At 71.1% G+C, this 24111-nt stretch carries 23 protein-coding genes; 15 read left to right on the top strand and 8 right to left on the bottom strand.

The window, feature by feature from the left end; all coding sequences use genetic code 11:
• Window positions 1–25: 25 nt before the first annotated feature.
• On the top strand, window positions 26–976 hold the full coding sequence (locus AB0F77_RS10695) for an NADP-dependent oxidoreductase (protein WP_361944734.1): 951 nt from the start codon (window positions 26–28) through the stop codon (window positions 974–976).
• A gap of 50 nt (window positions 977–1026) precedes the next feature.
• On the opposite strand, the gene AB0F77_RS10690 is transcribed toward AB0F77_RS10695, so the two are convergent.
• From AB0F77_RS10690 to AB0F77_RS10680, 3 genes are all read right to left on the bottom strand, one after another.
• Complete coding sequence (locus AB0F77_RS10690) at window positions 1027–2457, bottom strand: leucyl aminopeptidase family protein (protein ID WP_361944731.1); 1431 nt, start codon at window positions 2455–2457, stop codon at window positions 1027–1029.
• Between the two features lie 13 nt (window positions 2458–2470).
• Window positions 2471–2959, bottom strand: a complete 489-nt coding sequence (locus AB0F77_RS10685) for a DUF2087 domain-containing protein (protein WP_361945123.1) — start codon at window positions 2957–2959, stop codon at window positions 2471–2473.
• 253 nt (window positions 2960–3212) lie between these two features.
• A complete protein-coding gene (locus AB0F77_RS10680) occupies window positions 3213–5216 on the bottom strand; it encodes a RiPP maturation radical SAM C-methyltransferase (protein ID WP_361945120.1) in 2004 nt (667 codons plus the stop codon).
• 427 nt (window positions 5217–5643) lie between these two features.
• On the opposite strand from AB0F77_RS10680, the gene AB0F77_RS10675 reads away from it, so the two are divergent.
• The 4 genes from AB0F77_RS10675 (at window position 5644) to AB0F77_RS10660 (ending at window position 8961) form a co-directional block, all read left to right on the top strand.
• Window positions 5644–6510, top strand: coding sequence for a class I SAM-dependent methyltransferase (locus AB0F77_RS10675; RefSeq protein ID WP_361944728.1), 867 nt, complete (start codon window positions 5644–5646; stop codon window positions 6508–6510).
• 179 nt (window positions 6511–6689) lie between these two features.
• A complete protein-coding gene (locus AB0F77_RS10670) occupies window positions 6690–7973 on the top strand; it encodes an MFS transporter (RefSeq protein WP_361944725.1) in 1284 nt (427 codons plus the stop codon).
• A gap of 93 nt (window positions 7974–8066) precedes the next feature.
• The gene (locus AB0F77_RS10665) at window positions 8067–8582 is read left to right on the top strand and encodes a hypothetical protein (protein WP_361944722.1); all 516 of its coding nucleotides are present in this window, start codon (window positions 8067–8069) and stop codon (window positions 8580–8582) included.
• A 46-nt stretch (window positions 8583–8628) separates the two neighbouring features.
• Entirely contained in the window at window positions 8629–8961 is a 333-nt protein-coding gene (locus AB0F77_RS10660; protein ID WP_361944719.1) for a hypothetical protein, read from the top strand.
• 146 nt (window positions 8962–9107) lie between these two features.
• Here the strand turns inward: AB0F77_RS10660 and AB0F77_RS10655 are convergent, their stop codons facing one another.
• The 4 genes from AB0F77_RS10655 to AB0F77_RS10640 all read right to left on the bottom strand — a co-directional run bounded on the left by AB0F77_RS10655 (window position 9108) and on the right by AB0F77_RS10640 (window position 13017).
• The gene (locus tag AB0F77_RS10655) at window positions 9108–10172 is read right to left on the bottom strand and encodes an aldo/keto reductase (protein WP_361944717.1); all 1065 of its coding nucleotides are present in this window, start codon (window positions 10170–10172) and stop codon (window positions 9108–9110) included.
• 62 nt (window positions 10173–10234) lie between these two features.
• Window positions 10235–11389 (bottom strand): serine hydrolase domain-containing protein, encoded by a 1155-nt coding sequence (locus AB0F77_RS10650; protein ID WP_361944714.1) that lies wholly within the window; start codon window positions 11387–11389, stop codon window positions 10235–10237.
• Between the two features lie 88 nt (window positions 11390–11477).
• A complete protein-coding gene (locus AB0F77_RS10645) occupies window positions 11478–11855 on the bottom strand; it encodes a VOC family protein (protein WP_361944711.1) in 378 nt (125 codons plus the stop codon).
• Between the two features lie 133 nt (window positions 11856–11988).
• Window positions 11989–13017, bottom strand: a complete 1029-nt coding sequence (locus AB0F77_RS10640; protein WP_361944709.1) for an aldehyde reductase — start codon at window positions 13015–13017, stop codon at window positions 11989–11991.
• Between the two features lie 276 nt (window positions 13018–13293).
• Between AB0F77_RS10640 and AB0F77_RS10635 the strand changes: the two genes are divergently transcribed.
• The 9 genes from AB0F77_RS10635 (at window position 13294) to AB0F77_RS10595 (ending at window position 22514) form a co-directional block, all read left to right on the top strand.
• Window positions 13294–14646, top strand: a complete 1353-nt coding sequence (locus AB0F77_RS10635) for an amidohydrolase family protein (protein WP_361944706.1) — start codon at window positions 13294–13296, stop codon at window positions 14644–14646.
• 86 nt (window positions 14647–14732) lie between these two features.
• Window positions 14733–15689, top strand: a complete 957-nt coding sequence (locus tag AB0F77_RS10630; RefSeq protein ID WP_361945117.1) for an alcohol dehydrogenase catalytic domain-containing protein — start codon at window positions 14733–14735, stop codon at window positions 15687–15689.
• Between the two features lie 75 nt (window positions 15690–15764).
• The gene (locus AB0F77_RS10625) at window positions 15765–16127 is read left to right on the top strand and encodes a helix-turn-helix domain-containing protein (RefSeq protein ID WP_361944703.1); all 363 of its coding nucleotides are present in this window, start codon (window positions 15765–15767) and stop codon (window positions 16125–16127) included.
• 72 nt (window positions 16128–16199) lie between these two features.
• Window positions 16200–16991: an IclR family transcriptional regulator gene (locus tag AB0F77_RS10620; RefSeq protein ID WP_361944700.1), complete on the top strand. Its 792-nt coding sequence runs from the start codon at window positions 16200–16202 to the stop codon at window positions 16989–16991.
• A 259-nt stretch (window positions 16992–17250) separates the two neighbouring features.
• The gene (locus AB0F77_RS10615) at window positions 17251–18696 is read left to right on the top strand and encodes an aldehyde dehydrogenase family protein (RefSeq protein WP_361944697.1); all 1446 of its coding nucleotides are present in this window, start codon (window positions 17251–17253) and stop codon (window positions 18694–18696) included.
• Window positions 18697–18728: 32 nt separating this feature from the next.
• Window positions 18729–19361, top strand: a complete 633-nt coding sequence (locus AB0F77_RS10610; protein WP_361944694.1) for a hypothetical protein — start codon at window positions 18729–18731, stop codon at window positions 19359–19361.
• The gene (locus tag AB0F77_RS10605) at window positions 19361–20359 is read left to right on the top strand and encodes an amidohydrolase family protein (protein WP_361944691.1); all 999 of its coding nucleotides are present in this window, start codon (window positions 19361–19363) and stop codon (window positions 20357–20359) included. The genes AB0F77_RS10610 and AB0F77_RS10605 overlap by 1 nt, the downstream gene beginning before the upstream one ends.
• A 191-nt stretch (window positions 20360–20550) precedes the next feature.
• Window positions 20551–21444, top strand: a complete 894-nt coding sequence (locus AB0F77_RS10600; protein WP_361944688.1) for a dioxygenase — start codon at window positions 20551–20553, stop codon at window positions 21442–21444.
• Complete coding sequence (locus AB0F77_RS10595) at window positions 21441–22514, top strand: maleylacetate reductase (protein ID WP_361944685.1); 1074 nt, start codon at window positions 21441–21443, stop codon at window positions 22512–22514. Before AB0F77_RS10600 ends, AB0F77_RS10595 begins: the two co-directional genes overlap by 4 nt.
• A gap of 121 nt (window positions 22515–22635) precedes the next feature.
• Here the strand turns inward: AB0F77_RS10595 and AB0F77_RS10590 are convergent, their stop codons facing one another.
• The gene (locus AB0F77_RS10590) at window positions 22636–23361 is read right to left on the bottom strand and encodes a dienelactone hydrolase family protein (protein ID WP_361944682.1); all 726 of its coding nucleotides are present in this window, start codon (window positions 23359–23361) and stop codon (window positions 22636–22638) included.
• Between the two features lie 215 nt (window positions 23362–23576).
• On the opposite strand from AB0F77_RS10590, the gene AB0F77_RS10585 reads away from it, so the two are divergent.
• Window positions 23577–24101 (top strand): SRPBCC domain-containing protein, encoded by a 525-nt coding sequence (locus tag AB0F77_RS10585; RefSeq protein ID WP_361944679.1) that lies wholly within the window; start codon window positions 23577–23579, stop codon window positions 24099–24101.
• Window positions 24102–24111: the final 10 nt, after the last annotated feature.

Genomic DNA, 24111 nt, shown 5'->3' with positions numbered 1-24111 from the left:
CAGCCGGTCACGGAAGGACAGCGACATGAAGGCCGTTCAGATCACGAGCTACGGTGCGGCGGACGTCCTGCGGCTCAACGAAGTCACCAGGCCCGCTCCCGGCACGGGCGAGGTACTGGTGTCGGTCGAGGCGTCCAGCGTGAACGGACACGACGTGATCGTCCGCGCCGGAGGGCTGAAGATGGTCTCGGGACGTCGGTTCCCGATCGGTGTGGGGCTGGACTTCGCGGGCGTGGTCGCCGCGACCGGCGCCGATGTCACGGGGTACCGGGTCGGGGACCGGGTGTGGGGCACGGTGCACCCCCGGCAGCGGCACACCACCGGCGGGGCGGCCGAGTACGTCGTGGTGCCCGCGGACCGCACCGCGCCCGCGCCGGCGGACCTCTCACCGGTCGAAGCGGCCTCCCTCGTCGTCACGGGCGCCACGGCGCTCGTCGCCCTGCGCGACAGCGTGCGCCTCACCGCCGGGGAACGGGTTCTGGTCCGGGGCGCGGCCGGTGGTGTCGGCACGGCCGCCGTGCAACTGGCCCACGCGACGGGCGCTCACGTCACGGCCCTGGCCCGCGACCGCCACGCCGCGTTCCTCACCGGCCTCGGTGCCGACGAGGTCCTGGACTACGGCTCCACCGCCTCGGACCGGATCGGCCCCTTCGACGTCATCCTCGACACCGTCGGCACGGAACTGAACTGCTACCGGAGCCGGTTGGCCAAGGGCGGCCGCATGGTCACCGTCGGACTGTCCGCGTCGGCCCTGGCCGCGATCGCCGCGTCGGGCGTGTACGGGTCGCGCCGCATCCGTACGTTCAGCGCCAACCCCGACACCGCCGTGCTCCGCGAACTGGCCGGTCACGTCACGTCGGGTGAGCTGCGCCCGGTGGTCGACGGCGTGTATCCGCTCGCGGAGACGGCCGCGGCGCACGAGGCGTTCGAACGCGGGGGCGTGGTGGGCAAGCACGTGATCCAGGTGGCCGTATGACCTTGTGCGGCCGTATGACCCCGTTGTTGTCGCGGAGATCGACGGACGGCTCAGACGGGCGCCTCCGCGGCCAGCGCCCGTAGCGTCCGCAGGAGGGTGCGGACGCCGAAACCGGTCGCGCCGTGCGGGATCACTCCGTACGCCGGTTCGTCGTTCCAGGCCGGTGCGGCGATGTCCAGGTGGGCCCAGCGTGTGCCCGGGGTCAGGAACTCGGAGAGGTAGAGGGCGGCCTGGACCGTGTCGCCGTGCCGGTGCGAGCAGTTGACGCGGTCGGCGACGGCCGAGCGCAGATGGCGGCGCTCGTGTGCGAGCAGCGGCAACCGCCACAGTGACTCCCCCGCCTCCTCGGCCGCCCGGCCCACGAGGTCCGCGAGGGCGTCGTCCGGGGAGAAGAGCGCGCCGGTGCGGGTGCCGAGGGCGTGTGTGGCCGCGGAGGTCAGGGTGGCCACGTCGAGGACGAGGTCCGCCTGTCCCGGCCTGCTCGCCCGCAGCAGTACGTCGGCCAGGAGGACCCGCCCCTCGTTGTCCGTGTGGGTGATCTCGGTGGTCGTTCCGTCGAGGTGCCGGACCACGTCACCCACGCGGACCGCGCCGCCGTCGGGCATGTTCTCCGCCAGGGGCAGATGGGCGTGCACACGGATCGGGAGCCGTAACCGGGGCAGCGCGGCCAGGGCTCCGAGGACGGCGGCGGCTCCGGCCATGTCGGCCTTCATCGTGTGGAGTTCGTGCGAGGGCTTCAGCGACAGCCCGCCGGAGTCGAAGGTGACGCCCTTGCCGACCAGGGCCACCGTCAGTGACGCCGGTCCGTCGGGTTCGTAGGTCAGTTCCACGTACCGGGCGGGTTCCGTGGAGCCGCGGCTCACGGCCGCCAGGCCCGCCAGCCGGAGCCGTGCCAGGGCCGGACCCTCGTACACCGCGCAGGACAGACCGGCCTCCGCCGCCACGGTCTCGATCCGGTCGGCGAAGGCCGCCGGGGTCAGCTCGCCGGCCGGGGAGTTGACGAGGTCCCGGGCCAGGCAGACGCCTTCGGCCGTGGCGAGCGCCTCCGCGAGGGCGTCGGACGCGCCGCCCGTCACACGCACCTCGACGGGCGGCGGCAGCGCACGGGCCGATCGGAAGGCGTCGTACCGGTACAGCGCGAGACGGGCCCCTTCCGCCACGGCGCGCACCCGGTCGGCGACCGGCAGGTCCGTGCTCTCCGTCCTGGCGAGATCGAGGCGCACGGTCCGCGCGGGGCCGACGGCCCGTACCGCGGCGGCGGCCGCCTCCCGGAAGACCGCGGCCGAGGCCGACTCTGCCGGGCCCAGTCCCACGTTCAGGACGACGCCCCGGCCGTCCGCGGCCGGCTCGGCCACCACCTGGCCCGGTCGCGCCAGGAAGCCCCGCCGCCGCGCGAACGGGCCGGCGTCGGCGGCGCGATGACGGGGGCGGGCGACCACGTCGGCCGGTTCCCGCGGCTCGCCGGCGCGGACGACGGTCACACGGCGGCCCCGCTCAGACCCGCTCGTAGCGGGCAGCGGCGTCCCGGCGCAACAGTCCCTCGTCGACGAGCGCGCGCCGCAGGCTGACCCAGTCGTCGAACCAGCCGCCGCAGATGGCGTTCACCTTGGGCTCCTCGTACATGACGCCCTTCTCGAAGGAGTCCGCCACGACCGTCAGGACGCGGTTGCGGACGTCGGCCTTGCCGGGGATGGAGGTGAGCCGGCCCTTGCGGAAGTAGGCGCCGGCGCCGTCCCCGCCGCCCCGGCCGGTCAGCCGTACCTCTTCGCGCACCGCGAGGCGGAAGGTGTCGTCGAGCAGTGTGTACGTACCGTGCGCCTGGTCGTGGCGGGCGATCCGGCCCTCCACCAGTTTCTGCAGTGCCATCGCCGCGGACGCCGGGCGAAGGCCGGCGCGCTCCGCGACCTCCTCGACGCTCGTGGCGCCGAGCACGAGGGCCGCGTACGCCGACCGACGGTCGTTCTGCGCGAGCAGGCCGACCAGGTCACGGCAGGACGGCGGGCGTTCCTCGGCGGACGCCGGACCGGTGGTGTCGGACGGGTCGCCGGCGCCCGGCTGCGGCGTGGACGGTGTCGTGGCCGGATCGGGGGTGTTCGTGGGGGTCAACTCGTGGCTCTCGGTTTCTCGTTCGGGACGGCACGTCGGCCCGGTCGGTTCCGGTGGACGGCCCGTCGGGGGTTCGGTGGGTGTCGCGGGACGGCCCGGGGTCTTCCCCGGCTCCCGGGTTCCTCCCTGACTATCGTGCGGAGGCGGTTCCGGGAAACGGCGTTTCGTCATCGTGTGAGCGGTTCCGGCCAGATTCCGTCCGGGCGGTGCCGGCCTGCGGGGCAGGTTCGGCGTCGTCGGCACGGCGTGGTGGTCCCAGGGGCACGGGGACGGCGTTGCGGGCCCGCCGCGGGGTGCCCTTGGCGGGCGGGGTGCGGTAGGCGGAGGGGACCCGCCGGGTCGCCAGCGCGATCACCTTCGTTCCCTCGCTGTGGATCCACCGTCGGCGCTCCCACTCGGCCAAGGTGTGGGCCGCCCAGGCCCAGTCCTCGCCGGGCCCGCCCGCGCCGCTCAGGTCGCGGTGGCGGGCTCCGCCGATGAGGGCGCGGTAGAGGCGGGCCTCGGCCCCGGCCAGCACGGTCCGGCCGGCGGGCAGTCCGGGCCGCCGGTCGGTCAGGGCGATGGAGTCGAAGCCGAGCCGGTAGGTGAACGTGGTCCGCGGGTCGCGGGCCCGCCACAGGCTCACCCGGGCCGCCAGCGTCCGTCGCAGCTCGGCGTTGTCCGGATCGTCCGCGAACTCTCCCTCGAAGTGGTAGGCGATGTTCCAGAGGTCGTCGGGCGCGAGGTACGGATAGACGTGCCGGTATCCCGGGAGCGGCCGGGAGAGCCGCAGCCCGAATTCCTCCGGCCGCTCCACGTAGGGGCTGAACCGGTCGAAGTGCACCACCAGGATGTCGTTGTCCGGGGGCTGGAGATGGGTGAGCGACGGCAATAGCGCGATCTGTTCCCGGAGTGATTCCGGTGTCTCGTTCGGGTATCCGGTGAGGATGTTCCACACCGGCAGCACCCCGCATTCGGCGCAGCCGAGGAGGAAGCGGATGTTCTGATAGGCGGTCGCGCCCTTCTTCAGATGCCGCAACCCCTCGGTGCTCAGACTCTCGATCCCCGGCTGCACCGACCGGATACCCGCACGACGCATCGCCCGGATGTCCGCCCACTCCATGTTCGCCTTGACCTCGAAGAACAACGAATGATCCGTGTCCAACTTCTCGATCAACGGCAACGCCGAATCCAGATACCTCAGATCCAAAATATTGTCCACCGCGAAAAAGTCCAACACCCCGTAACGATCCATCAGATGACGCAACTCATCCGCCACCGAATCAGGATGCTTACTCCGATAACTCATCGTCGCACCATTCAGACCACAGAACGTGCAATGCGTCTTCGCACCCCACCAACACCCCCGCGAAAACTCCACCGGAAGCGTGACCTCACCCACCAGATCCGACAGACCCGCACCCTCCAACTGCTCGAAAAAACCGTCATAATTCGGCACCGGAACCGACAACGACCGACCCACCACCGGCCCACCCACCGGTTCTGGAGCCACCCCCCACCGCGTCAACAACCGCCCCCCACTCGGCACCCGCCGACCCGCCGCCACATGCCGCAACAACCCCACGAACGCATCCTCACCCGGACCGTCCACCACCGCGTCCACCACCGGATGACGAGCCAACAACGTCCGACCCATCACCCCCTCACAATTACTGCCCCCCATCACGATCACCCCACCGAAACCCCGCTCCCGCAACCGCTCCGCCACCGCCAACGTCGGCCCGTTCTGACTGAACATGGACGTGAAGCCGATCACCGAGGGGGCGTCCGCGAGCAGCAGGTCCGCGGTCCGCTCCACATGCGTCTCCGCCACGTCCCGCAGGGAATCGATCAGTTCAATGGTGTTCTCGTCCACCCGGTGCTCACGCAGGACCGTGAAATAGGCGTCCCGCTGCGCGGCGTCGGCATGTCGGCGGGCGAAAACCCAGTCGCCGGCGGCCAGATGATAGAGCTTCTCCGAGACGGTCTCGTAGGCGTCCGCCCAGGTCTCGTCGGACAGGCCCAGCGTGGATCGGGCGAGGCCGTAGAAGTCGAGGTACGCGTAATGCGCCTCCACTTCCCATCCCTCGGCCTCGGCGACGGACCGGAGAATCCCCACTTGGATCGAGGGACGGACCGCGCTGTTCCACGGCATGGAAACCAGCGCGGCCTTTCGGGCAGCAGACACGTAATCTCCCCTCGGGCGCCCGGCGCGGCGTCACCAAAAAGCTTCACGGGACCCGCCTTCACATGTCAACGAAAGACAAAGCACTGGTAAAGCTTTGGCGCAAAGCATGCACCGGAGCAGAGATCCAGGTTGTGAAGGACTTGTGAAGAAGTTCGACCTGTGCGGACTCGTGACGTGTCGGTCGGTCCGTCGATCCATGCAGGTCAAGCGCACCGCCGTGCGCCCGGTAGGGCAATGTGCATGAAGCGTGACGGAGGTTATCCGGGGTTGCGGCGACCAGTAGGGCCTCATAGGGTCCACCGGCTGGCGCACCTTGGTAATCTCTTTACCTTCGCTTCTGACGAGGTTTTTTCCGTCACTCGCCATCGGCCCCCACTTGAAATGAGGAGAGTGCGTGCCCGAGCCGGTTCCCCTGCGGATCACCCTGACCGGTGCCGCCGAGACACTGCTCGCCCCGCTCTACGCGCGGGCGCTGGACGCCCGGTCACCCCACCCCCTGCTCGGCGACCGCTCGGCGGCCGAGCTGGTGGCGCGCACCGACTACGACTTCGGCCGCCTGGGAATCAACGAGACCAACGCCGTGGGCGTCGCGCTGCGCACCCTCTGGTTCGACCGGCAGGTGCGCCGGTTCCTCGCGGCGCACGAGGCGGCCACCGTGGTGCACCTCGGCTGCGGGCTCGACGACCGGTTCAGCCGCCTCGCTCCCGGTCCCGGCGTCCACTGGTACGACCTCGACCAGCCGGAGGTCATCGAGCTCCACCGGCGCGTCCACCCCGCGCACCCGCGCCGGCACACCGTCGCCGCCTCCGTCACCGACCCGGACTGGCCCGACCGGATCCCGGTGGACCGCCCGGTCCTGGTCGTCGCGGAAGGGCTGTCGATGTACCTCGGGGCCGAGGACGGACCGAGGGTGCTGCGCATGGCCGTCGCCCGCTTCCCCCACGGCAGCCTCGTCCTCGACACCTACTCACGGTTCGCCGTCGGCTCCACCCGCCGCTTCGCCCTGTTCCGGCGCACGGGCGCCCAACTCGCCTGGGGCGTCGACGACCCACACGAACTCGCCGCGCAGGTACCGGGGTTGAGACTCGTCGAATCGGTCAGCGCGTACGCGACCGGCCGGGGTGTCGACCTGCGCGGGCTGCCCCGGAAGCTGCGTGCCCGCATGCTGATCGACACCCAGGTCATGGCGCGGCTCCCGCTGCTGGGGGGCGTCGGCCATCTGTCGCGCCACACCTTCGACGCGGGGAGCGCGCGGCGCTGAGGGAGGAGCGGCCCCAACTCCTCGACGCCCGGGAACGGTTCTGAGACAGAAAGCGCGCACGATCGACGGCCCCCGATCACCCCCGCCCCGCAGGGCACCGGAGCACACACCTGTTCCGGTGATCCCTTTTCCGCCGACCGAGTTCCAGACGATTACAGATGGTTCGCCATAATTCCCCCATGTTAATCACTTATCTCCTGTCGCACGGCTTGTCCCTGCTGGGCAACACCGTGGCGAGCATCGCCCTCCCGTGGCTGGTCCTCCAACGCACCGGTGACGCCGCGGCGGTCGGTTTAGTGGCCGCCGCCGGCGCGGTTCCGCTGCTGCTCTCCGCCGTCCTCGGCGGTGTCCTCATCGACCGGTTCGGCCGTCGGCGGATGTCCGTCGGCGCCGATCTCGCCTCCGCGCTCTGCGTCGCGGCGCTCCCCGTCGTCGACGGTCTGAGCGGGCTGACCCTGACCTGGTTCGTCGTCCTCGGTGTGGCCGGTGCCCTCATCGACGTTCCCGGCATGACCGCCCGGGAGGCCCTGGCCCCCGACGTGGCGGAGGCCGCGGGGGTGGACATGTCCCGACTGGCCGGTCTGCGCGAGAGCGTGGGCGGCGGTGTGGTGATCCTCGCCCCGGCCGCCGCCGGCGGTCTCATCGTCCTGGTCGATCCGAGTACGGTGCTGTGGCTCACCGCCGCCTGCTCCGCCCTCGCCGGCCTGGTCACCCTCACCCTGCCGGGGCGGCTCGGGCGACGCCCGGCACCGAGCGGCGAGAAGCCCGCCGGTCTGTGGGCCGATGTGCGCAACGGTGTCGGCGTGCTGCGGGGCGATCGCACCCTCGCCACGGTGATCGTGGTGGCCGCGGCGAGCGTCGCGGTCCTCGCGCCTCTCCAGAACCTCGTGCTCCCCGTGTATCTGGTCGGCGAGAACTCGCCGGGCGGTTTCGGTCTGGTGGTGTCCTGCCTCGCGGTGGGCGGCATCGTGGGTGCCGGCGTGTATTCGGCGATCGGAGGGAAGCTCCCGCGCCGTACGGTCTTCGTCGTGTCCCAGCTGGTGTCCATGGTCGGCGTGGCCGGACTCGCGCTCCTGCCGCCCGTACCGGTGCTGGTGGCCGCCGCGGTCGTCGCCGGTGTCGGCGCGGGCCCGCTGCCCGCGCTCTTCCTGGTCCTGGTCACCGAACGCACCCCGGAGAGCGCCCTCGGCCGGGTCCTCGGTCTGCAGAACGCGGTGTCCATGACGGCGGTTCCGCTGAGCACCCTGCTCGCGGGTCTGCTGGTGGAATGGGCCGGGCTCCGCGAGACGGGCATGGTGCTCGCCGTCGCGTGGTGCGGTGTGTCCCTGCTGCTCCTCGCCGTCCCGGCCCTGCGTCAGCTGAACGCGCCCGCCGCGCCCGATGCCCTCGCCGGTTCCGCCCCGGCACCCGACGTCCCGAACCCGGCGCCGGCCCCGGACCCGGCCGTCCGCCGCACCGACTGACCGAGGCAACACCGAAGCGGGCCCCGGCTGTTCACCCCCCACCAGCCGGGGCTTTCGCCTGCGCCCGGCCCGCAGCCCATGCACGGAGAGCCCGTGCGCCGGTTGCCGGCGGCGCAGATCGAGGAGTCGGACAGCCGGTTCGAGGAGTTCCTCGCCCTGTCGGAGGGGCGGTTCCGCCCCTGCCGGGTGGACGTGACCGTCAAGGGCTACACGGCGACCCGGTTCCACGAGTGGACGGCCGCGGGCTTCAGCGGCCTGCGCGGGTCCGACGCCGACCAGCTCGCCACCGCGGCGAAGATGCTCTTCCCGTCCCACCCGGAGCACTACGCCTTCCCGGGCTCGTACTCCGGCGTCGTGGAGACGATCGGCGGCCTGCCCACCCGCATGCGCCTGGTCGTCACCGAGGACCTGCCGTCCTTCGTGACCACCGCTCTGGACGAGGCGTACCCGATGAAGACGCCCTTCAGGGCCGAACCCGAGGACGGCTGCCAGATCATCCTCGGCGTGTGGTGGCCGACCGCCGCCCCTGACACCTACTTCGACGAGCACGCCGAGCACTTCACCGTCGAGTACCGCCGCCTCCTGCGGATCGGCGCCGCCGACGCCTGAGGGGCGCCCCGAAGCGTCCGCCAGATGGGGACGACGACCGGGCGTCGTGCCGCGGGCACCTTCCCGGTCGTCCTGGTGCAGAACCCGTACGGCTGCGACACCACGCAGAGCAATCCCGCACATCGGCTTCGAGATCGTCGACGTCCGCGACCTGGCGGACGTGCACGTACGCGCCATGACGGCGCCCACTGCGGGCGGTGAACACTTCATCGCCACCGGGGAGTTCCTGTGGGCGTCGGAGATCGTGGACCAACTACGGTCCGGTGCAGGCCCGTTGGCGAGCCGGGTCCCCACCCGCAGGCTGCCCGACACCGCGGTGCGCGTGATGGCCCGCTTCACCCCCGGTCTGCGTGCCGTCGCCCCGTATCACGCACGGTGAATGTCACACGGCCCGCGGAATTCCGTGCCGAATCGGCCCACCGGCGGTCGACCACGTACGTGCACGGGGCTCCCCCTGTCGAATCGCCCGGGGGAAAAGGCAATTCCGGCCTGTGGCGCCGGAACTGCGGGTGGTTCGGGATCGGCTCATCGCTCCCGTCGGTAGGTGACCGCGCCGGTGCCGTTGATCTCCGTCCCGCCCTGCTGCAGCGGGGTGGCGATGGTGGCCAGCCACGGGAAGGGGTAGTTGAGGTCCGGTGTGCTCACCTCGTCGAGTTCCCGGAGGGCTTCGTCCGGCACCGTCACGTCGAGCGAGCCGAGGTTCATGGCGAGTTGCTCGGGCGAGCGGGCACCGACGATGGTCGACGTCATCACCTGCTGCTGCCGCACCCAGGCGAGGGCCACCGCCGCGACGTCGCATCCGAGGTCGGCGGAGACCCGGCGCAGCACGTCGATGATCGCGAACGTCCGCTCGCCGAGCTGGGCCTGGGCGAGCGCGCCACGACCGGAGCCTTCCGGGGTGCGCTGGTCGCGGGAGTACTTGCCGGAGAGCACGCCGCTGGCCAGCGGGCTGTAGGCCAGCACGCCGAGGCCGAACTCGCGGGCGGCGCCGAACAGTTCGCCCTCGACGGTGCGGCGGACCAGGGAGTACTCGACCTGGAGCGCGACGACCGGCGCCCAGGAGCGGAACTCCGCGACCGAGGCCATGCGGGCCACGGCCCAGGCGGGCGTGTTCGACAGGCCGACGTAGCGGACCTTCCCGGCGCGCACCAGGTCGTCGAGGGCCGCCAGCGTCTCCTCCAGGGGCGTGTGCTGGTCCCAGCAGTGCTGCCAGTAGAGGTCGATGTAGTCGGTGCCCAGGCGCCGCAGCGACGCGTCCGCCTGCTGGATCACCGCTTTCCGGCCGGCGCCTCCACCGTTCGGGTCGCCCGGGAACATGCCGCGGGCGAACTTGGTGGAGAGCACCAGGCGGTCCCGCAGGCCGGGGTTCTTGGCCAGGTACCGGCCGATGATCTCTTCCGAGGCGCCCTCGGAGTAGCCGTTCGCGGTGTCGATGAGGTTGCCGCCGGCGTTGATGTACGCCGCCATGAGGTCGTCGGACGTCTGTTCGTCCGATCCCCAGCTCGGGTCGCCGAAGGCCATGGTGCCGAGTGCGACGGGGCTGACGCGGAGTCCTGATCTGCCGAGCGTGCGGTAGGAGTCGAGTCGCATGTGCTGTGTTCTCCGTGTTCCAACGGTTCTTGCGGATGGTGATGCCGGGCCTCGGCCGGGCATCAGAGGGTGGTGCGCAGGGCGTCCAGCCAGGGGAGCCAGCGCGGGTCGGCGCCCTCGTAGACGTTCCACGATCCGTTCGTGCAGGTGTAGCCGACGGCGATCCCGCTGTCCGGGTCGGCGAAGGACAGCCGGCCGCCCAGTCCGGTGTGGCCGAAGCTGGACGACCCGAGCATCGGGTTTCCGGGTCGGGGCGCCTCGTACCCGAGGGCGAAGCGAAGGGGATGGGGGGTGGGGATCCTGGCGAACTCGCCCGCGGCGGGCAGGTCGTCGGTCTGCGGCACGGCGGCCACCGCGGCCTGATCGGGGGTGAGGAGACGAACGCCGTCCACCTCGCCCATCAGCGCGGCGTACATGCGGGCGAGCGACCGGGCGTTGCCTATGCCGTTGGCGGCCGGAATCTCGGCGGCGTGCCCCTCCCGGCTGTTGAACAGCGACCCGGCCGCCTCGCCGGCCTGACGGTCCTCCATCACCGTACGCAGCACCGGCTCGGTGACGTCGATCCCGAACGACGCGAGCTGGGCCAGCGTCTCGTCGACGCTGGGCAGCGGGTTCGTGCTGAAGATCGGCTCGACCCGCGACTCCTCGTCGGCGGGCAGCCCCAGCCACAGGGAGAGCCCGAGGGGCTCGGCGACCGAGGAGCGGAAGAACTGGCCGGGCGTCTGCCCGGTGATGCGGCGGATGACCTCTCCGACCAGGTGGCCGAAGGTCAGGGAGTGGTACCGGTAGGCCGTGCCCGGCTTCCACAGCGGATCGGCGGCGGCGAGGACCTCGGTGCAGGCGTCCCAGTCGAGGATCTTCTCGGCGTCGATGCCGGTCGACCTGGCGAAGCCGGGCAGGCCGGCGGAGTGCGTCAGAAGGTGGCGGACCGTGACGTCGGCGGCGGAGAACTCCGGCCAGTACGTGGTGACCGTCGCGTCGATGTCGAGCCGGCCCTGCTGGGCCAGCATGTGCACGCAGGTCGCCATCATGCCTTTGGTGCACGACATCAGAATGACGGCGGAATCACCGGACCATGAGCCGCTCCACAGATCCACCACCATCCGCCCGTCGCGGTAGACGGCCAACTGCGCGTCACCCGCGTCTCCTTCCTGACCGACGGCGAACGCCTCACGTACGGCCTCGTAACCGGGCTGCACCGTGCCGAAAACAGACATCATTCTCCTCGCGGTAATTCAAGTCGGCCGAAACGACGATGCGGAATGTGCCGAACACGGCACTCTTTCCGTCCGGTTGCTCTGTCCGTCATTCCTGGTCCGGGATGAGCGTGGTCACGCAGAACGGATGACCGGCGGGGTCCAGGAGCACCCGCCAGCTGCCAGGATTGGGCTGGTGGACCGCCTTGGTCGCGCCGGCGGCCAGGGCCAGGCGCTCGGCCTTGTCGAGGTCGCTCACGGCCACGTCCAGATGGAACTGCTTGGCCTCACCGTCGGGCCACTGCGGCGGCCGGTAGTCGGGGACGCGCACGGTGACCAGCAACAGCTTGTCGAGTGCGACTCCGCAGAAGGCGTCGGACTCGATGCTGACGGTGCCGCCGAGCACCGTTGCCCAGAACTCCGCCAGCGCGCGGGGATCGGCGCAGTCCAGGGCCACGGACCCCAGTCGTCCCACGGGCTCGGTCATGTGGACTCCCTTTCATGTTGTGTGCGTTCGTCGCGTCCGCGGCAGGAGTTGCCGGGGCGCGGGGGACGGATGCCGGGGCCGGACCACGTCTGCGGGTGAGTCCCGTCAGGGGGTCTCCGGCCCGGGCGGGAGGTCAGGCCGCTCGGCCGACGTTGAGGGCGAGGAGGCTCTCGGCCGTCTCGGCGATGGTGTCCTCGATGGGACGCGGCCGCCAGCCGAGGACGCGCTGGGCCTTCTCGGAGGTGGCGTCGAGGTTCTTGCCCATGAGAGCGCGCAGCGCGCGGAGCTGGGGGTTGACCAGAGAGATGCCGCGGGCCGCCCAGACGGGCATCTCCCTCGTGGGCGCGTTGTGCGCACGCTCGCCGAGGCGTTCGTGGAGGATGGCGGCGACGTCGCGCACCCACAGGCTGGGGCCCGACGTGGCGATGAACCGCTCGCCGGCGGCGGCCGGGTGGGTCATGGCGCGCAGGTGCAGATCGGCGACGTCCCGTACGTCGACGTAGCCGCTGGCGAACTTCAGGGACGCCGGCATCGAGCCGTCCAGCATGCGCTGGATGAGGCCCAGGGACGGGGAGTAGTCGGGTCCCAGCACCGGGCCGAGGACGCCGGTGGGGTTCACCGTGGACAGCTCCATCCCGTCGCCCTGCGTCGTGACGAACTCCCAGGCGGCGCGTTCCGCGAGCGTCTTGGACTTCTGGTACGGCTCGATGCCCGCGTCGACGTTCGTCCAGTCCTCCTCGGTGAACGGGGTGGTGCGATCGGGGTGGCCGTAAGCGATCGCTCCGATCGCCGAGGTGAGCACCACACGACGGACGCCGGTGTGCCGGGCGGCACGCAGGACCCGCAGGACGCCGTCGCGCGCCGGGGTGACCATCTCGTCGTCCGAACGCGGGGCGCTCGTGAGGGTCGGCGACGCGACGTGCAGAACGGCGTCGCATCCCTGGACGGCCTCGTGCCAACCCGCGTCCTGTGTAAGATCGGCGGCCATGACGCGCAGTGGTGCGTCCGGTGCGGCTCCTCCTCGCTGCAACATGGCGCGCAGTTCGGGCTCACGAGCCAGGTTGCGGACCGTGGTGCGCACCGAGTGTCCCGCTTCCAGCAGGGCCAGGGCGCACCAGCTGCCGATGTAACCCGACCCGCCCGTCACCAGCACTTCAGCCATGGTTCCCGTCCTTCTTGACGCCCTTTAAGTGGAGAGCTCTCCACTTGCAGAGCAAACTAGCGGAGAATCCTCCGCATGGCAAACGGACTCCTGCCGAACCACGGACGTGTCGCGCGAGCGGCCTCAGACGGCCCGGTTCCCTGGGGGATACCAGGGCATGTCGAAGTGCGTTCTTGTCCGACAGCAACGTGTCGCCCAAGCTCAGAGGCGATATCGATGGGATACCGGTGGCTGTGGCACGCATGCTTCCTGCCGGACGGAAGAAGGCACGGACCTGTGACTGAGCAAGACCTGCTGATCACCGGCGGACACCTCGTGACGCTCGACCCCGCGCTGGGCGACCTCCCCGGCGGCGACCTCCTGGTGCGGGGCGGACACATCGCCGCCGTCGGACCGACCGCCGCGGCCGAGGCCGGTACCGACGTCCGGCGCGTCGACGCACGCGGGCGGCTGGTGATCCCCGGGATGGTCGACACACACCGCCACGTCTGGCAGGGCGCCCTCGGCGCGAGCACGGCCGACGCCTCGCTGCTGGGTTACGTGCGGCGGGTCGTCCAGGACATCGCCCCCGGCTACACCGAGGACGACATCTACGCCGGCACGCTCTGGGGCGCGCTCCAGGCGTTGAGCGCGGGGGTCACCACGGTGGCCGACTGGGCGCACAACCTGCGCACCCCCGCGCACACGGACGCCGGTATCCGGGCGCTGCACGACTCCGGCATCCGCGGGATCTTCCTGCACGGCGGTCCCGGCCCGGATGCCGCGGGCTTCTTCGGACAGCCCCCGCAGGGCCACCCGCGGGACGCGGCGCGCGTGCGCGACGAGCACTTCCCCGACGGTGCGGCCGGGCGGCTGAGGATGGGGCTGGCCCTGCGGGGCACCGCCTTCACCAGTGCGGAGGCCACCGCCGCGGACTTCGCGTTCGCCCGCGATCTCGGTCTGCCCATCTCCGTCCACGTCGGCATGGCCGGCTTCCCGCACACCGTGACCGCCCTCGACCGCCTGGGCCTGCTCGGCCCGGACGTGAACCACGCGCACGCCAACCAGCTCACTGAACGCGAGTTCGAGCTGATCGCGGACAGCGGCGGTTCCGTCGCCGTCTCCGCCACGGTGGAGATGCTGATGGCGCTCGGCACCCACCCCGCCACCGGCCACGTCCTGCGGCACGGCATCAGGGCCGGACTGAGCGTCGACACCACGACCAGCAGCGGCGTCGACCTGTTCGGCGAGATGCGGCTGGCCCTCGCCGCCGAGCGGTCCCGGGCGACCGCACCGGACGTGGCGCGTGACGAGGCCGTCGCCGAGGTCGCCCTCGACCAGCGGGACATGCTGCGCCTCGCCACCGTCGGCGGAGCCGCGGCCTGGCACCTGGACGCGGAGATCGGCACGCTGAGCGTCGGCAAGCGGGCCGACATCGTCGTCGTCGACATGCGCGCCCCGCACCTGGACGGCTACGGCGACCCGGTCGCCTCCCTGGTCCTCGGCGCGGGCCCCTCCGACGTCGAGACGGTCGTCGTGGGCGGCGAGGTCGTCAAGGCCGGCGGCCGCCTCGTCGGCCCGCACGCCGACACCGCCCGCGACCTGATCGAGTCGTCCCGGCACCGCATCCGCCGGCGCGCGGCCGCGTGAGGGCCGTCATGCGCGCGTTTCGTCGTACGGCTCCCGGGAGACTGGAGTTGACGGAGATCCCTCGGCCGGTCCCGGGTCCGGGAGAGGTGTTGCTGAAGGTCACGGCAGCGGGCCTGTGCCACACGGACCTGCACATCCTCGACGCCCCGGCGGACTCCTTCCCCGTCCCCCTGACCCTGGGCCACGAGATCGCCGGCCGGATCGAGGCGCTGGGCAGCGGCGTCGTCGACCGGCAGCCGGGGCGGACGGCCGCGGTGTACGGTCTCGGCCACTGCGGCCGGTGCACCGCCTGCCTGGCCGGACGGGAGAACCAGTGCCGGGTGAGCCCCGTCGGGGGTGTCGGGCTGACCCGGGACGGTGGACTGGCCGACTACGTCACCGTGCCGGCGGCCCAAGTGCTCCTCGCACCCGAGACGTTGGAGCCTGCGCAGGTGGCTCCGCTGACCGACGCCGGGCTCTCGCCTTACCACGCCGTCACCACCGCCCGCCGGGCCCTCGGACCGGGAAGCACCTGCCTGGTCATCGGCGTCGGCGGACTGGGGCACATGGCCGTGCAGATCCTGCGCGCCACGACCGCGGCGACCGTCATCGCCGTCGACACCGCCGAGGATGGCCTGCGGCTGGCCGAACGGGTCGGCGCGCACCACGTGCTCCCGGCGGGACCCTCGGCGGCCGAGCGCATCCGGCACCTCACCGAGCCCGTACCCGGTGGGGTCGACGTCGTCCTCGACTGCGTGGGCGGCGACGCCACCCTGGAACTGTCCCGGGCCGTCCTCGCCAGGGGCGGCTACCTGCTCCTGGTCGGCCTCGGTGGCGGGCGCCTCACCCTCAGCCCGGCACCCGGCAGCCGCTCCTTCCCCGCCGAGGCGAACGTCCGCCAGTCGTTCTGGGGCACCAGGAGCGAACTGTCACATGTCCTCGCTCTCGCGGAGCACGGTGAACTGACCGCCGAGACACGGACGTTCGCCTTCGAGGAAGCCGCTTCGGCGTACGACCTGCTGCGCCGGGGGCGCGTGCACGGAAGGGCCGTCGTCGTCCTCTGACAGCGGTATCCCCCGGATATCAGGAAGGAAGGTGGATACTGGAGGACACAGCTGTCGGGCGAGGGCGGAGGAGCGGTGGAAGCGAACAGCGGTGCGGCCGTGCGTGAGGTGCTGGCCCGTATCGGTGACAAGTGGTCGGTCGTCGTGATCTGCCGGCTCGATCCGGAGCCGATGCGGTTCAACGCGCTGCGCCGCGCCGCCGAGGGCATCACCCCGCGTGTGCTCAGCGCGACCCTGCAACGGCTGGAGCGCGACGGTCTGGTCTCCCGCACCGTCCACCCCACGGTGCCCCCGCAGGTCGAGTACGCCCTCACCGCCAGCGGCCGCAGCCTGCACACCGTACTGGCCCAGCTCGTGACCTGGACGGAGGACAACCTGTCGCACATCCAGAGCTCACGTGCCGGGTACGACGCCGCCCGCCCCCACGAGGTCGCCTGACGTCCCTCGCACCACAACGGCTCGGAACTCGTGCCGCGAGCACCGAAGTAACGGTCCCGTATAGTTCATGACGTGCTGCCCCGGGGAACTGAAGACGAGCGTCAGGGCATTCAGTCCGTCGAGATCGCCATGACCGTGGTGCGCGCTCTCGAACAGGGCCCCGGGCCGATGAGCCTCAAGCAGGTCGCCGAGGCCAGCGGGATGGCGTCCAGCAAGGCCCACCGGTACCTCGTCAGTCTGTCGAGGGCCGGACTCGTGGCGCAGTCCGCCAGTTCGGGGCGGTACGACCTGGGTCCCGCGGCACGGCGGCTCGGTATCGAGGCACTGCGGCGGACGGACGACGTCGAAGTGGTGTCCGACCATCTGCCCGGTCTTCGTGACCGCACGGGGCACTCCGTGAACCTCACGGTCTGGGGTGACCACGGGCCCGTGGTGGTGCGCTGGCTCTACGGTTCGCACGCGCTGCCCATCACCATCAGGATCGGCGCCGTCATGCCGTTGGCCGCCTCGTCGGCGGGGCGCATGTTCCTGACCCATCTGCCGGCCGTGATCACGGAGCCCGTGCTGCGGAGCGAGGTGGAGTCGGGAACCGCGGCCGAGTTGGACGCCGCCGAGATCGAGCGGATCAAGACCGAGGTGCGCGCCACGGGCGTGGCCGTGACCAGCAACGCCATGATCCCCGGGGTGACCTCGGTCGCGGCCGCGGTGTTCACCGAACTGACGCCGCTCCCCCTGGTGATCGCCGTGGCGCTGCCCACGCGGGAAGCGGACCCGGAATCCCTTGAGCACGTGACCGAGGAGCTGCTGCACGCCACGTCGGCCGCGGCCGGGGAACTCGGCGGCCGTACTCCCACCGCGGAGTAGGCGACACCCGGACGCGCGACCGGCTCCGGACCACCTTCCCTTCACGGAGCCTTCTCCTCCCCCACCGAGTCCGTCCTGCCGCTTTTGTGCGCCCAGGACACATCCCGGCACATCGGCATGCCCAAGTATGGACATCCAGATTCACGGTTCGTAAACTCGCTGCACATTGGTGAACGCCGAGGGGTGGTGCACCCCTCGTGACATACGGCCGCACAGGGGCCGATACCTGTCGGAACCACCGGTCTGAAGGGACACAGACATGACAGGTGTACTGGGACGACATTTCATCGACGGCGAGTTGACCGTCGGCAGCGGCACGGCGGACTCGCTCAGCCCCGCGACGGGTGAGGTGCTGGGCACCTTCGCCGACGGGGGCGCCGAGGAGGCCGACGCGGCGCTCGCCGCGGCCCACCGTGCCTTCTCGCAGACCTCGTGGGCCCAGGACCGGGAGGTGCGGGCCCGGGTCCTCTTCGAGATCGCCGACGCCCTGGAGGCGCGTCGGGACGAGGTCGTCCTCGCGCTGGCACGGGAGAACGGCAAGGTCCTCGGCGAGGCCGGGTTCGAAGTCGACCTCGCCATCCCGAAGTTGCGTTACTACGCGGGACTCGCGCTGTCCGATCTCGGGGCAGCAGCCGAGGTCAGGCCCGGTCTCTACTCGTTCTCACTCCGCCAGCCCATGGGGGTCGCCTCGGTCATCGTGCCGTGGAACTCGCCCGTCGTCCTGGCCATCCGTTCCTTCGCCCCCGCGCTGGCGGCCGGCTGCACGGTGGCCATGAAGCTCCCCGGGCAGACCGGCCTCGTGAACGGGCTGCTCATGGAGATCGTCGCCTCGTCCAAGAGCCTGCCCGCGGGAGTCGTCAACTCCTTCACGGAGACCGGCAACGAGGGAGCGCCCCTGCTCGTCGACGATCCTCGGACCGGTGTCATCAGCTACACCGGCAGCGCGGCCGTCGGCAAGGTCATCATGCGTCAGGCCGCGGGCAACCTCGTGCCGGTGTCGCTCGAACTCGGCGGGAAGTCCCCGATGGTCGTCTTCGACGACGCCGACCTCGACGCGGTGATACCCGTGCTGACCAAGGGCATCACGACGTTCGCCGGCCAGTTCTGCATGGCGGGCAGCCGCGTCCTCGTCCAGCGCGGCATCGCGGACCGGGTCCGGGAACGGCTGGCCGAGTCGCTGCTGGCCGTGCGCATCGGGCCGGGCGACGACCCGCGCAGCGACATGGGCCCCCTGATCGACCGTGCGAGCGCCGAGCGGGTGGACCGGATGGTCGCGGCCGCACTGGACTACGCCAAGCCCGTGGTCCGCGGGGGAATCCCCGAGGAGGAGGAGTTCGCCGGCGGCGCCTACTTCCGACCCGCGCTGCTGGAGGTTGACTCCGCCGAGGTCGAACTCGTCCAGCAGGAGGTCTTCGGACCTGTCGGCACGTTCGAGGTGTTCGACGACGAGGACGACGCCGTACGGCTCGCGAACGCCACCGACTACGGACTGGCCGCGAGCGTCTGGAGCCGGGACGTCGACCGACCGCTGCGGGTGGCACGGCGGATCGACGCCGGAACCGTCTGGACCAACACCTGGGGACTGGTCAACGACCAGTTCGAAGAGGGCGGCTTCAAGCACAGCGGAGTGGGCCGCCTCAACGGCAAGCGCGCGCTGGAGGAGTTCCAGCAGATCAAGCACCTCGTCCACGCGGTCACACGGTAGGCCGGACACCTCACTCGGAGAGGAAGAATCTCATGGCAAGCATCATCACCCGGAGCGGGGACGTGTCCGCCGCGCGGCAACTCGGAGAGGTCCGCCCGGACAAGGAGTGGTTCCGCTGGGCGGGCCGGCACCCCGTCGGGGCGCTGTTGGTGACCGCGTTCGTGGCGACCCAGGTGGCCACCACGGTCGGTTACTACATGCCCGCGTTCGGACTGCCGCAACTGGCGTGGCCCCTGCACAACGGCTTCGTCGCCGCCCCCGCGACACCCGAGGGCACCGCCGCCTCGTACTTCGTGGGCCAGTTCATGCACTACCTCAACGGCATCGCGTTCGTCCTGGTCTTCGGACTGCTGGTCCACCCCCGGCTGCCGTTCCGCGACACGGAACTCGGGAACCTCCTCAAGGCGATCGTGTACGTAGTGGGCCTGACCCTGATCGCGGCCGGGCTGCTCGTGCCGAAGATCTACGCACCCGACGCCGGCTACGGGCTGTTCTCCTTCGGGCACGGCTGGAAGTTCCCGTTCGCCGTCCTGGTCTGGCACCTGCTCTTCGGCGTGCACATCGCGGCCCTCTACAACCCCGGCCGCGTCGCCCGTATCCGGCTGGAGGACGAACAACTGCTGGCCGGCACCAACACCGAACCGATGACACGGATGGGACAGTGATGCGGGGAAAGATCGCCCTCGAAGAGCACTTCGCCCTCGACGAGACCCTGGAGGACTCACGCAGGTACGCCCCGCCCAGCCACTGGCCCGAACTGCGCTCACGGCTGCTGGACATCCAGGACCGCCGGCTGCGCCTGATGGACGAGCACGGCATCGAGATGATGCTCCTGTCGCTCAACTCGCCCGCCGTACAGGGGATTCCCGACGCGACCAAGGCGGCCGAACTCGCCCGTCGCGCCAACGACTTCCTGGCCGAGCAGGTCGCGGCGCGACCGGAACGCTTCCGCGGATTCGCCGCGGTGCCGTTGCAGGACCCTGAGCTCGCCGCGGCGGAGCTGCGCCGAGCGGTCACCGAGCTCGGCTTCGTCGGAGCGCTGGTCAACGGGTTCTCCGAGCTGGACGACGTGGGCACCACCACGTACTACGACACACCCGAGCACGACGTGTTCTGGAGCGAGGTCGAACGGCTCGACGTCCCCTTCTACCTCCACCCCCGTAATCCGCTGCCCCAGGACGCCAGGATCTACGCGGGCCACGAGTGGCTGCTCGGACCCTCCTGGGGGTTCGGGCAGGAGACCGCGGTGCACGCGCTGCGGCTCATCGGCTCAGGGCTCTTCGACCGGCATCCCCGCCTGCGCGTCGTCCTCGGACACCTCGGCGAGGGCCTGCCGTACAGCATGTGGCGGATCGACAACCGCAACGCCTGGATCGGCCAGAAGCACCCGTACGCGGCCGAACGCCGGGTCGCCGACTACTTCACGGAGAACTTCTACCTGACCACGTCGGGCAACTTCCGCACCCAGACGCTGGTGGACGCCGTCCTCGAAGTCGGTGCCGACCGGATCCTCTTCTCGACGGACTGGCCGTTCGAGAACGTGGACCACGCGGCGACCTGGTTCGACACCGCCGCCATCAGCGAACGCGACCGGGTCAAGATAGGGCGGGACAACGCACGCGCCCTCTTCCGCCTCGACGACACCGCGACCGTGGTCGCCTGACCCGTCTCCGGGCGTCCGGCGGGACGGTTCCCGTCCACCGCCGGGCCCGCGGACACGTCCTCCTCGCGAAGTCGGGCCATGCGTCCGGTCCACGGCCGGCACATGGCCCGACTCGACGCCAACGCCACCAGAGCCCCCCGCTGCACCTCCCCACGCACGAACGGCACCACGAAAGGCCGAGTGAGTCCGCGATGAACGCCTCTTCGCTGTTCACCGAGAGCAGGTCCGCTGACATCTTCATCGCGAGCCTCGGCGAGGACACCGACCCGCGGCTGAAACACACCCTCAGCGCTCTCGTCCGGCACCTGCACGACTTCGTCAAGGAAGTCGACCTCACCGTCGAGGAATGGGAGGCGGCCGTCGGCTTCCTCACCGACACCGGCCAGACCTGCAACGACGTACGGCAGGAGTTCATCCTGCTGTCGGACGTGCTGGGCATCTCCATGCTGGTCGAAACGATCAACAACCGGTCCCTGGAGACCACCACCGAGTCGACCGTCCTCGGCCCCTTCCACATGGTCGAGTCACCGCCCCGCCGGCTCGGCGACACCATCGCCCTGGACGGCAAGGGCGAACCCTGTCTCATCACGGGGCGGGTCGTGAACGAACACGGCACCCCTCTCGCGCACGCCCGGGTCGACGTCTGGCAGGCCAACGCCGACGGCTTCTACGACGTGCAGCAGCCGGATCTCCAACCCGATCGCAACCTGCGCGGCCTCTTCACCACCGACGAGAACGGCGAGTTCTGGTTCCGCTCCATCGTCCCCCGTTACTACCCGGTGCCCGTCGACGGTCCCGTGGGCCGCCTCCTCGAAGCCACCCACCGCCACCCGAACCGGCCCGCGCACGTCCACCTCCTCGTGACCGCCGAGGGACACCGCCCGCTGACCACCCATCTGTTCGTCAAGGACAGCCCGTACGTCGAATCGGACGTGGTCTTCGGCGTGAAGGAGAGCCTCGTGCGGGACTTCGCCCGGGTCGACGACCCCGAACGCGCGGCCCTCCTCGGCCTGGACAACCCCTACCGCGCCGCCCACTTCGACGTCGTCCTGCTCAGCGAGGGCGAGCAGGAGGCCGACCGATGACCCCGGCACCGCACTTCACCTACCAGGCACAGCCCATGCGCGTGGTGATGGGCGCCGGCTCGCTCGCGCGCCTGGCCGACGAACTCGATCAGGCGGGACTCACCCGGGTGCTCGTCCTGTGCTCTCCCCACCAGGAACCCCTCGGCCGAGCCGCCGCCGAGCTCATCGGAGACCGCGCCGTGGGCGTGTACCCCCATGCGCGTACGCACGTGCCGGTGCGGTCCGCCGTCGACGCCCGTGAACGGGCACGGCAGTTGGGAGCCGACGGCTGCGTCGCCGTGGGCGGTGGTTCGGCCGTCGGGCTGGGCAAGGCCATCGCCCTGGAGCACGACTTCAAGATCGTGGCGGTCCCCACCACGTACGCCGGGTCCGAGATGACACCGGTGTGGGGCCTGACCGAGAACGGCCGCAAACGCACCGGCAGGGACCCACGGGTCCTCCCCGTCAGTGTGGTCTACGACCCGGAACTCACCGTGGATCTGCCGTCGGCCCTGACCTCGACCAGCGGGCTGAACGCCATCGCGCACGCCGTCGAAGCCCTCTACGCCCCGGACGCCTCCCCGGTCGTCGGCCTGATGGCCGAAGAGGGCGTCCGCGCGCTGGCCGCCGCCCTGCCCGCGCTCCGGACGGACGGCGCCGACCTGTCCACCCGCGCCCGGGCGCAGTACGGTGCCTGGCTGTGCGGTGCCTGCCTCGGCGCCACCACGATGTCCCTGCACCACAAGCTGTGCCACGCCCTCGGCGGCGCTCTCGACCTGCCGCACGCCGACACGCACGCCGTGGTGCTGCCGCACGCCCTCGCCTACAACCAACCGAGCGCCCCGGAGGCACACACGGCACTCGTCCGCGCGCTGGGCGGACACCCGGACCCGGCGACGGCCCTGTGGGAACTCGCCCGCGGTCTCGACGTCCCCCGGTCGCTGCGCGACCTCGGCATGAAGGAGGAGTCGATCGACGAGATCGTCACGGTCGCCCTGGCCGATCCGTACGCGAATCCGCGAGTGGTCACGGCCGACGGTCTCACCGGGCTCCTGCGCCGCGCATGGTCCGGCGACGCCCCGAACCCATGACCCGGGGCTCGACCGGCCCGGTCACCGGACGCTGCCGTCCGGGCGTATACCGGGCCCGGTTCAGGCCCTGAGTGCCTGTTCCAGGTCAGAATTCGAACGGCACTTGGTGGTGGGGGACCGGTCACTCCGTCACGGGCAGGCACTCGGCGAGCAGGTCGACGATGTCGTGCCAGGCCCGCTGTGCGTGCCGTGGGTGGTGGCCGACGCCGGGGAGCACGGTGTGGTCGACCGGTGGGTGGTGGAAGGCGTGCAAGGCTCCGCCGTAGACCACGAGGCGCCAGTCGACGCCCGCGGCCTGCATCTCGGCGGTGAACGCGTCGCGTTGCGCGGGCGGCATGATCGGGTCTTCCGACCCGACCCCGGCCCACACCGGGCAGCGAATGCGCTCCGCCTCGCCCGGTCGGCCCGTGGTCAGTGCGTTGACCGTCCCGATCGCGCGCAGGTTGACACCGTCGCGCCCGAGTTCCAGCGCGATGGCGCCCCCGGTGCCGTAGCCGACGGCGGCGATCCGGTCGGGGTCGGTCCGCGGTTCGGCGCGCAGCACGTCGAGCGCCGCGTGGCCGATGCCCCGCATCCGGTCGGGGTCGGCGAGCAGTGGCATGCAACGGGCCAGCATCTCCTCGGGGTCGCCCAGATAGCGTCCGCCGTGGAGGTCGAAGGCCAGCGCCACGTATCCCAGCTCGGCGAGCGCATCGGCCCGGCGGCGCTCGACATCGCTGAGCCCCGTCCCCTCGGGCCCGATCAGGACCGCGGGCCGGCGGTCGACGCCGGCGGGGAGCGCGAGGTGCCCGATCATCGTGAGGCCGTCTGCCGGGTACTCGACCGTACGCGTCGTAATCGTCACCATGAGTGTGGACTGTAGTGACCGTCGGGTCCGGTCGGGCGGGCGATCTGCCGCTGGCAGAACAGCCTGGGTGCGAGCATTCCGGTGCCACCCCTTGGTGGGACCGCCGACCGTCAGTGCCGAGACGATCAGCCTCTTCGTCCTGGCCGGCAGGCGCCGGTTGAAGACGGGTGGTGTCGTGATTACGGTGTTGTGCAACCGGACCTTGCGGAGCGGTCATGGAGTTCGGATGCATCCGGCGCGAGCTCTACATCGACGCGTCCCCCGAGACCGTCTTCGATGTGGTCGCCAGGCCCGAGCTCGTCGGCCGGGGCGGGCCTACGGAGTCGTTCGCCGTGGTCGACGCACGGCCGCCGCACACGTTCTCGTTCCGCTGGACCCATCCGGCCGGCCGGACCGCGACCGAGGGCAACTCGCTGCTCGTCACCTTCCACCTGGCCCCGTCCGGCGACGGGACCCTGTTGCGGCTCACGGAGACCGGGTTCCGGAAGCGGGGCTGGGAGCCCGACGTACTGGAAGGGCGGTACCGGGACCACCTCCGCAACTGGGACGTGTCCCTGCCGCGCCTGGCCCGCCGCGCGGAGGCGCTGGAGGTGCGCCGATTGCGCCGATTACCCCACGCCGATGATCCCACGCGGCGCCACGTACTCGTCGGCAGTCCCGTCCTCGCCGCTCCACCTCGGGTTATCCCCACCCCCGATCCGCCAGCAGCCGTCATGGTCCGCGGTGACCACGATCCGTAGCTTCGAGGCA

Origin of the sequence: Streptomyces sp. NPDC026672 (genome assembly GCF_040638185.1) — a bacterium.
Taxonomy (GTDB): domain Bacteria; phylum Actinomycetota; class Actinomycetes; order Streptomycetales; family Streptomycetaceae; genus Streptomyces.
This window is presented reverse-complemented; position numbering and strand designations above follow the sequence as displayed.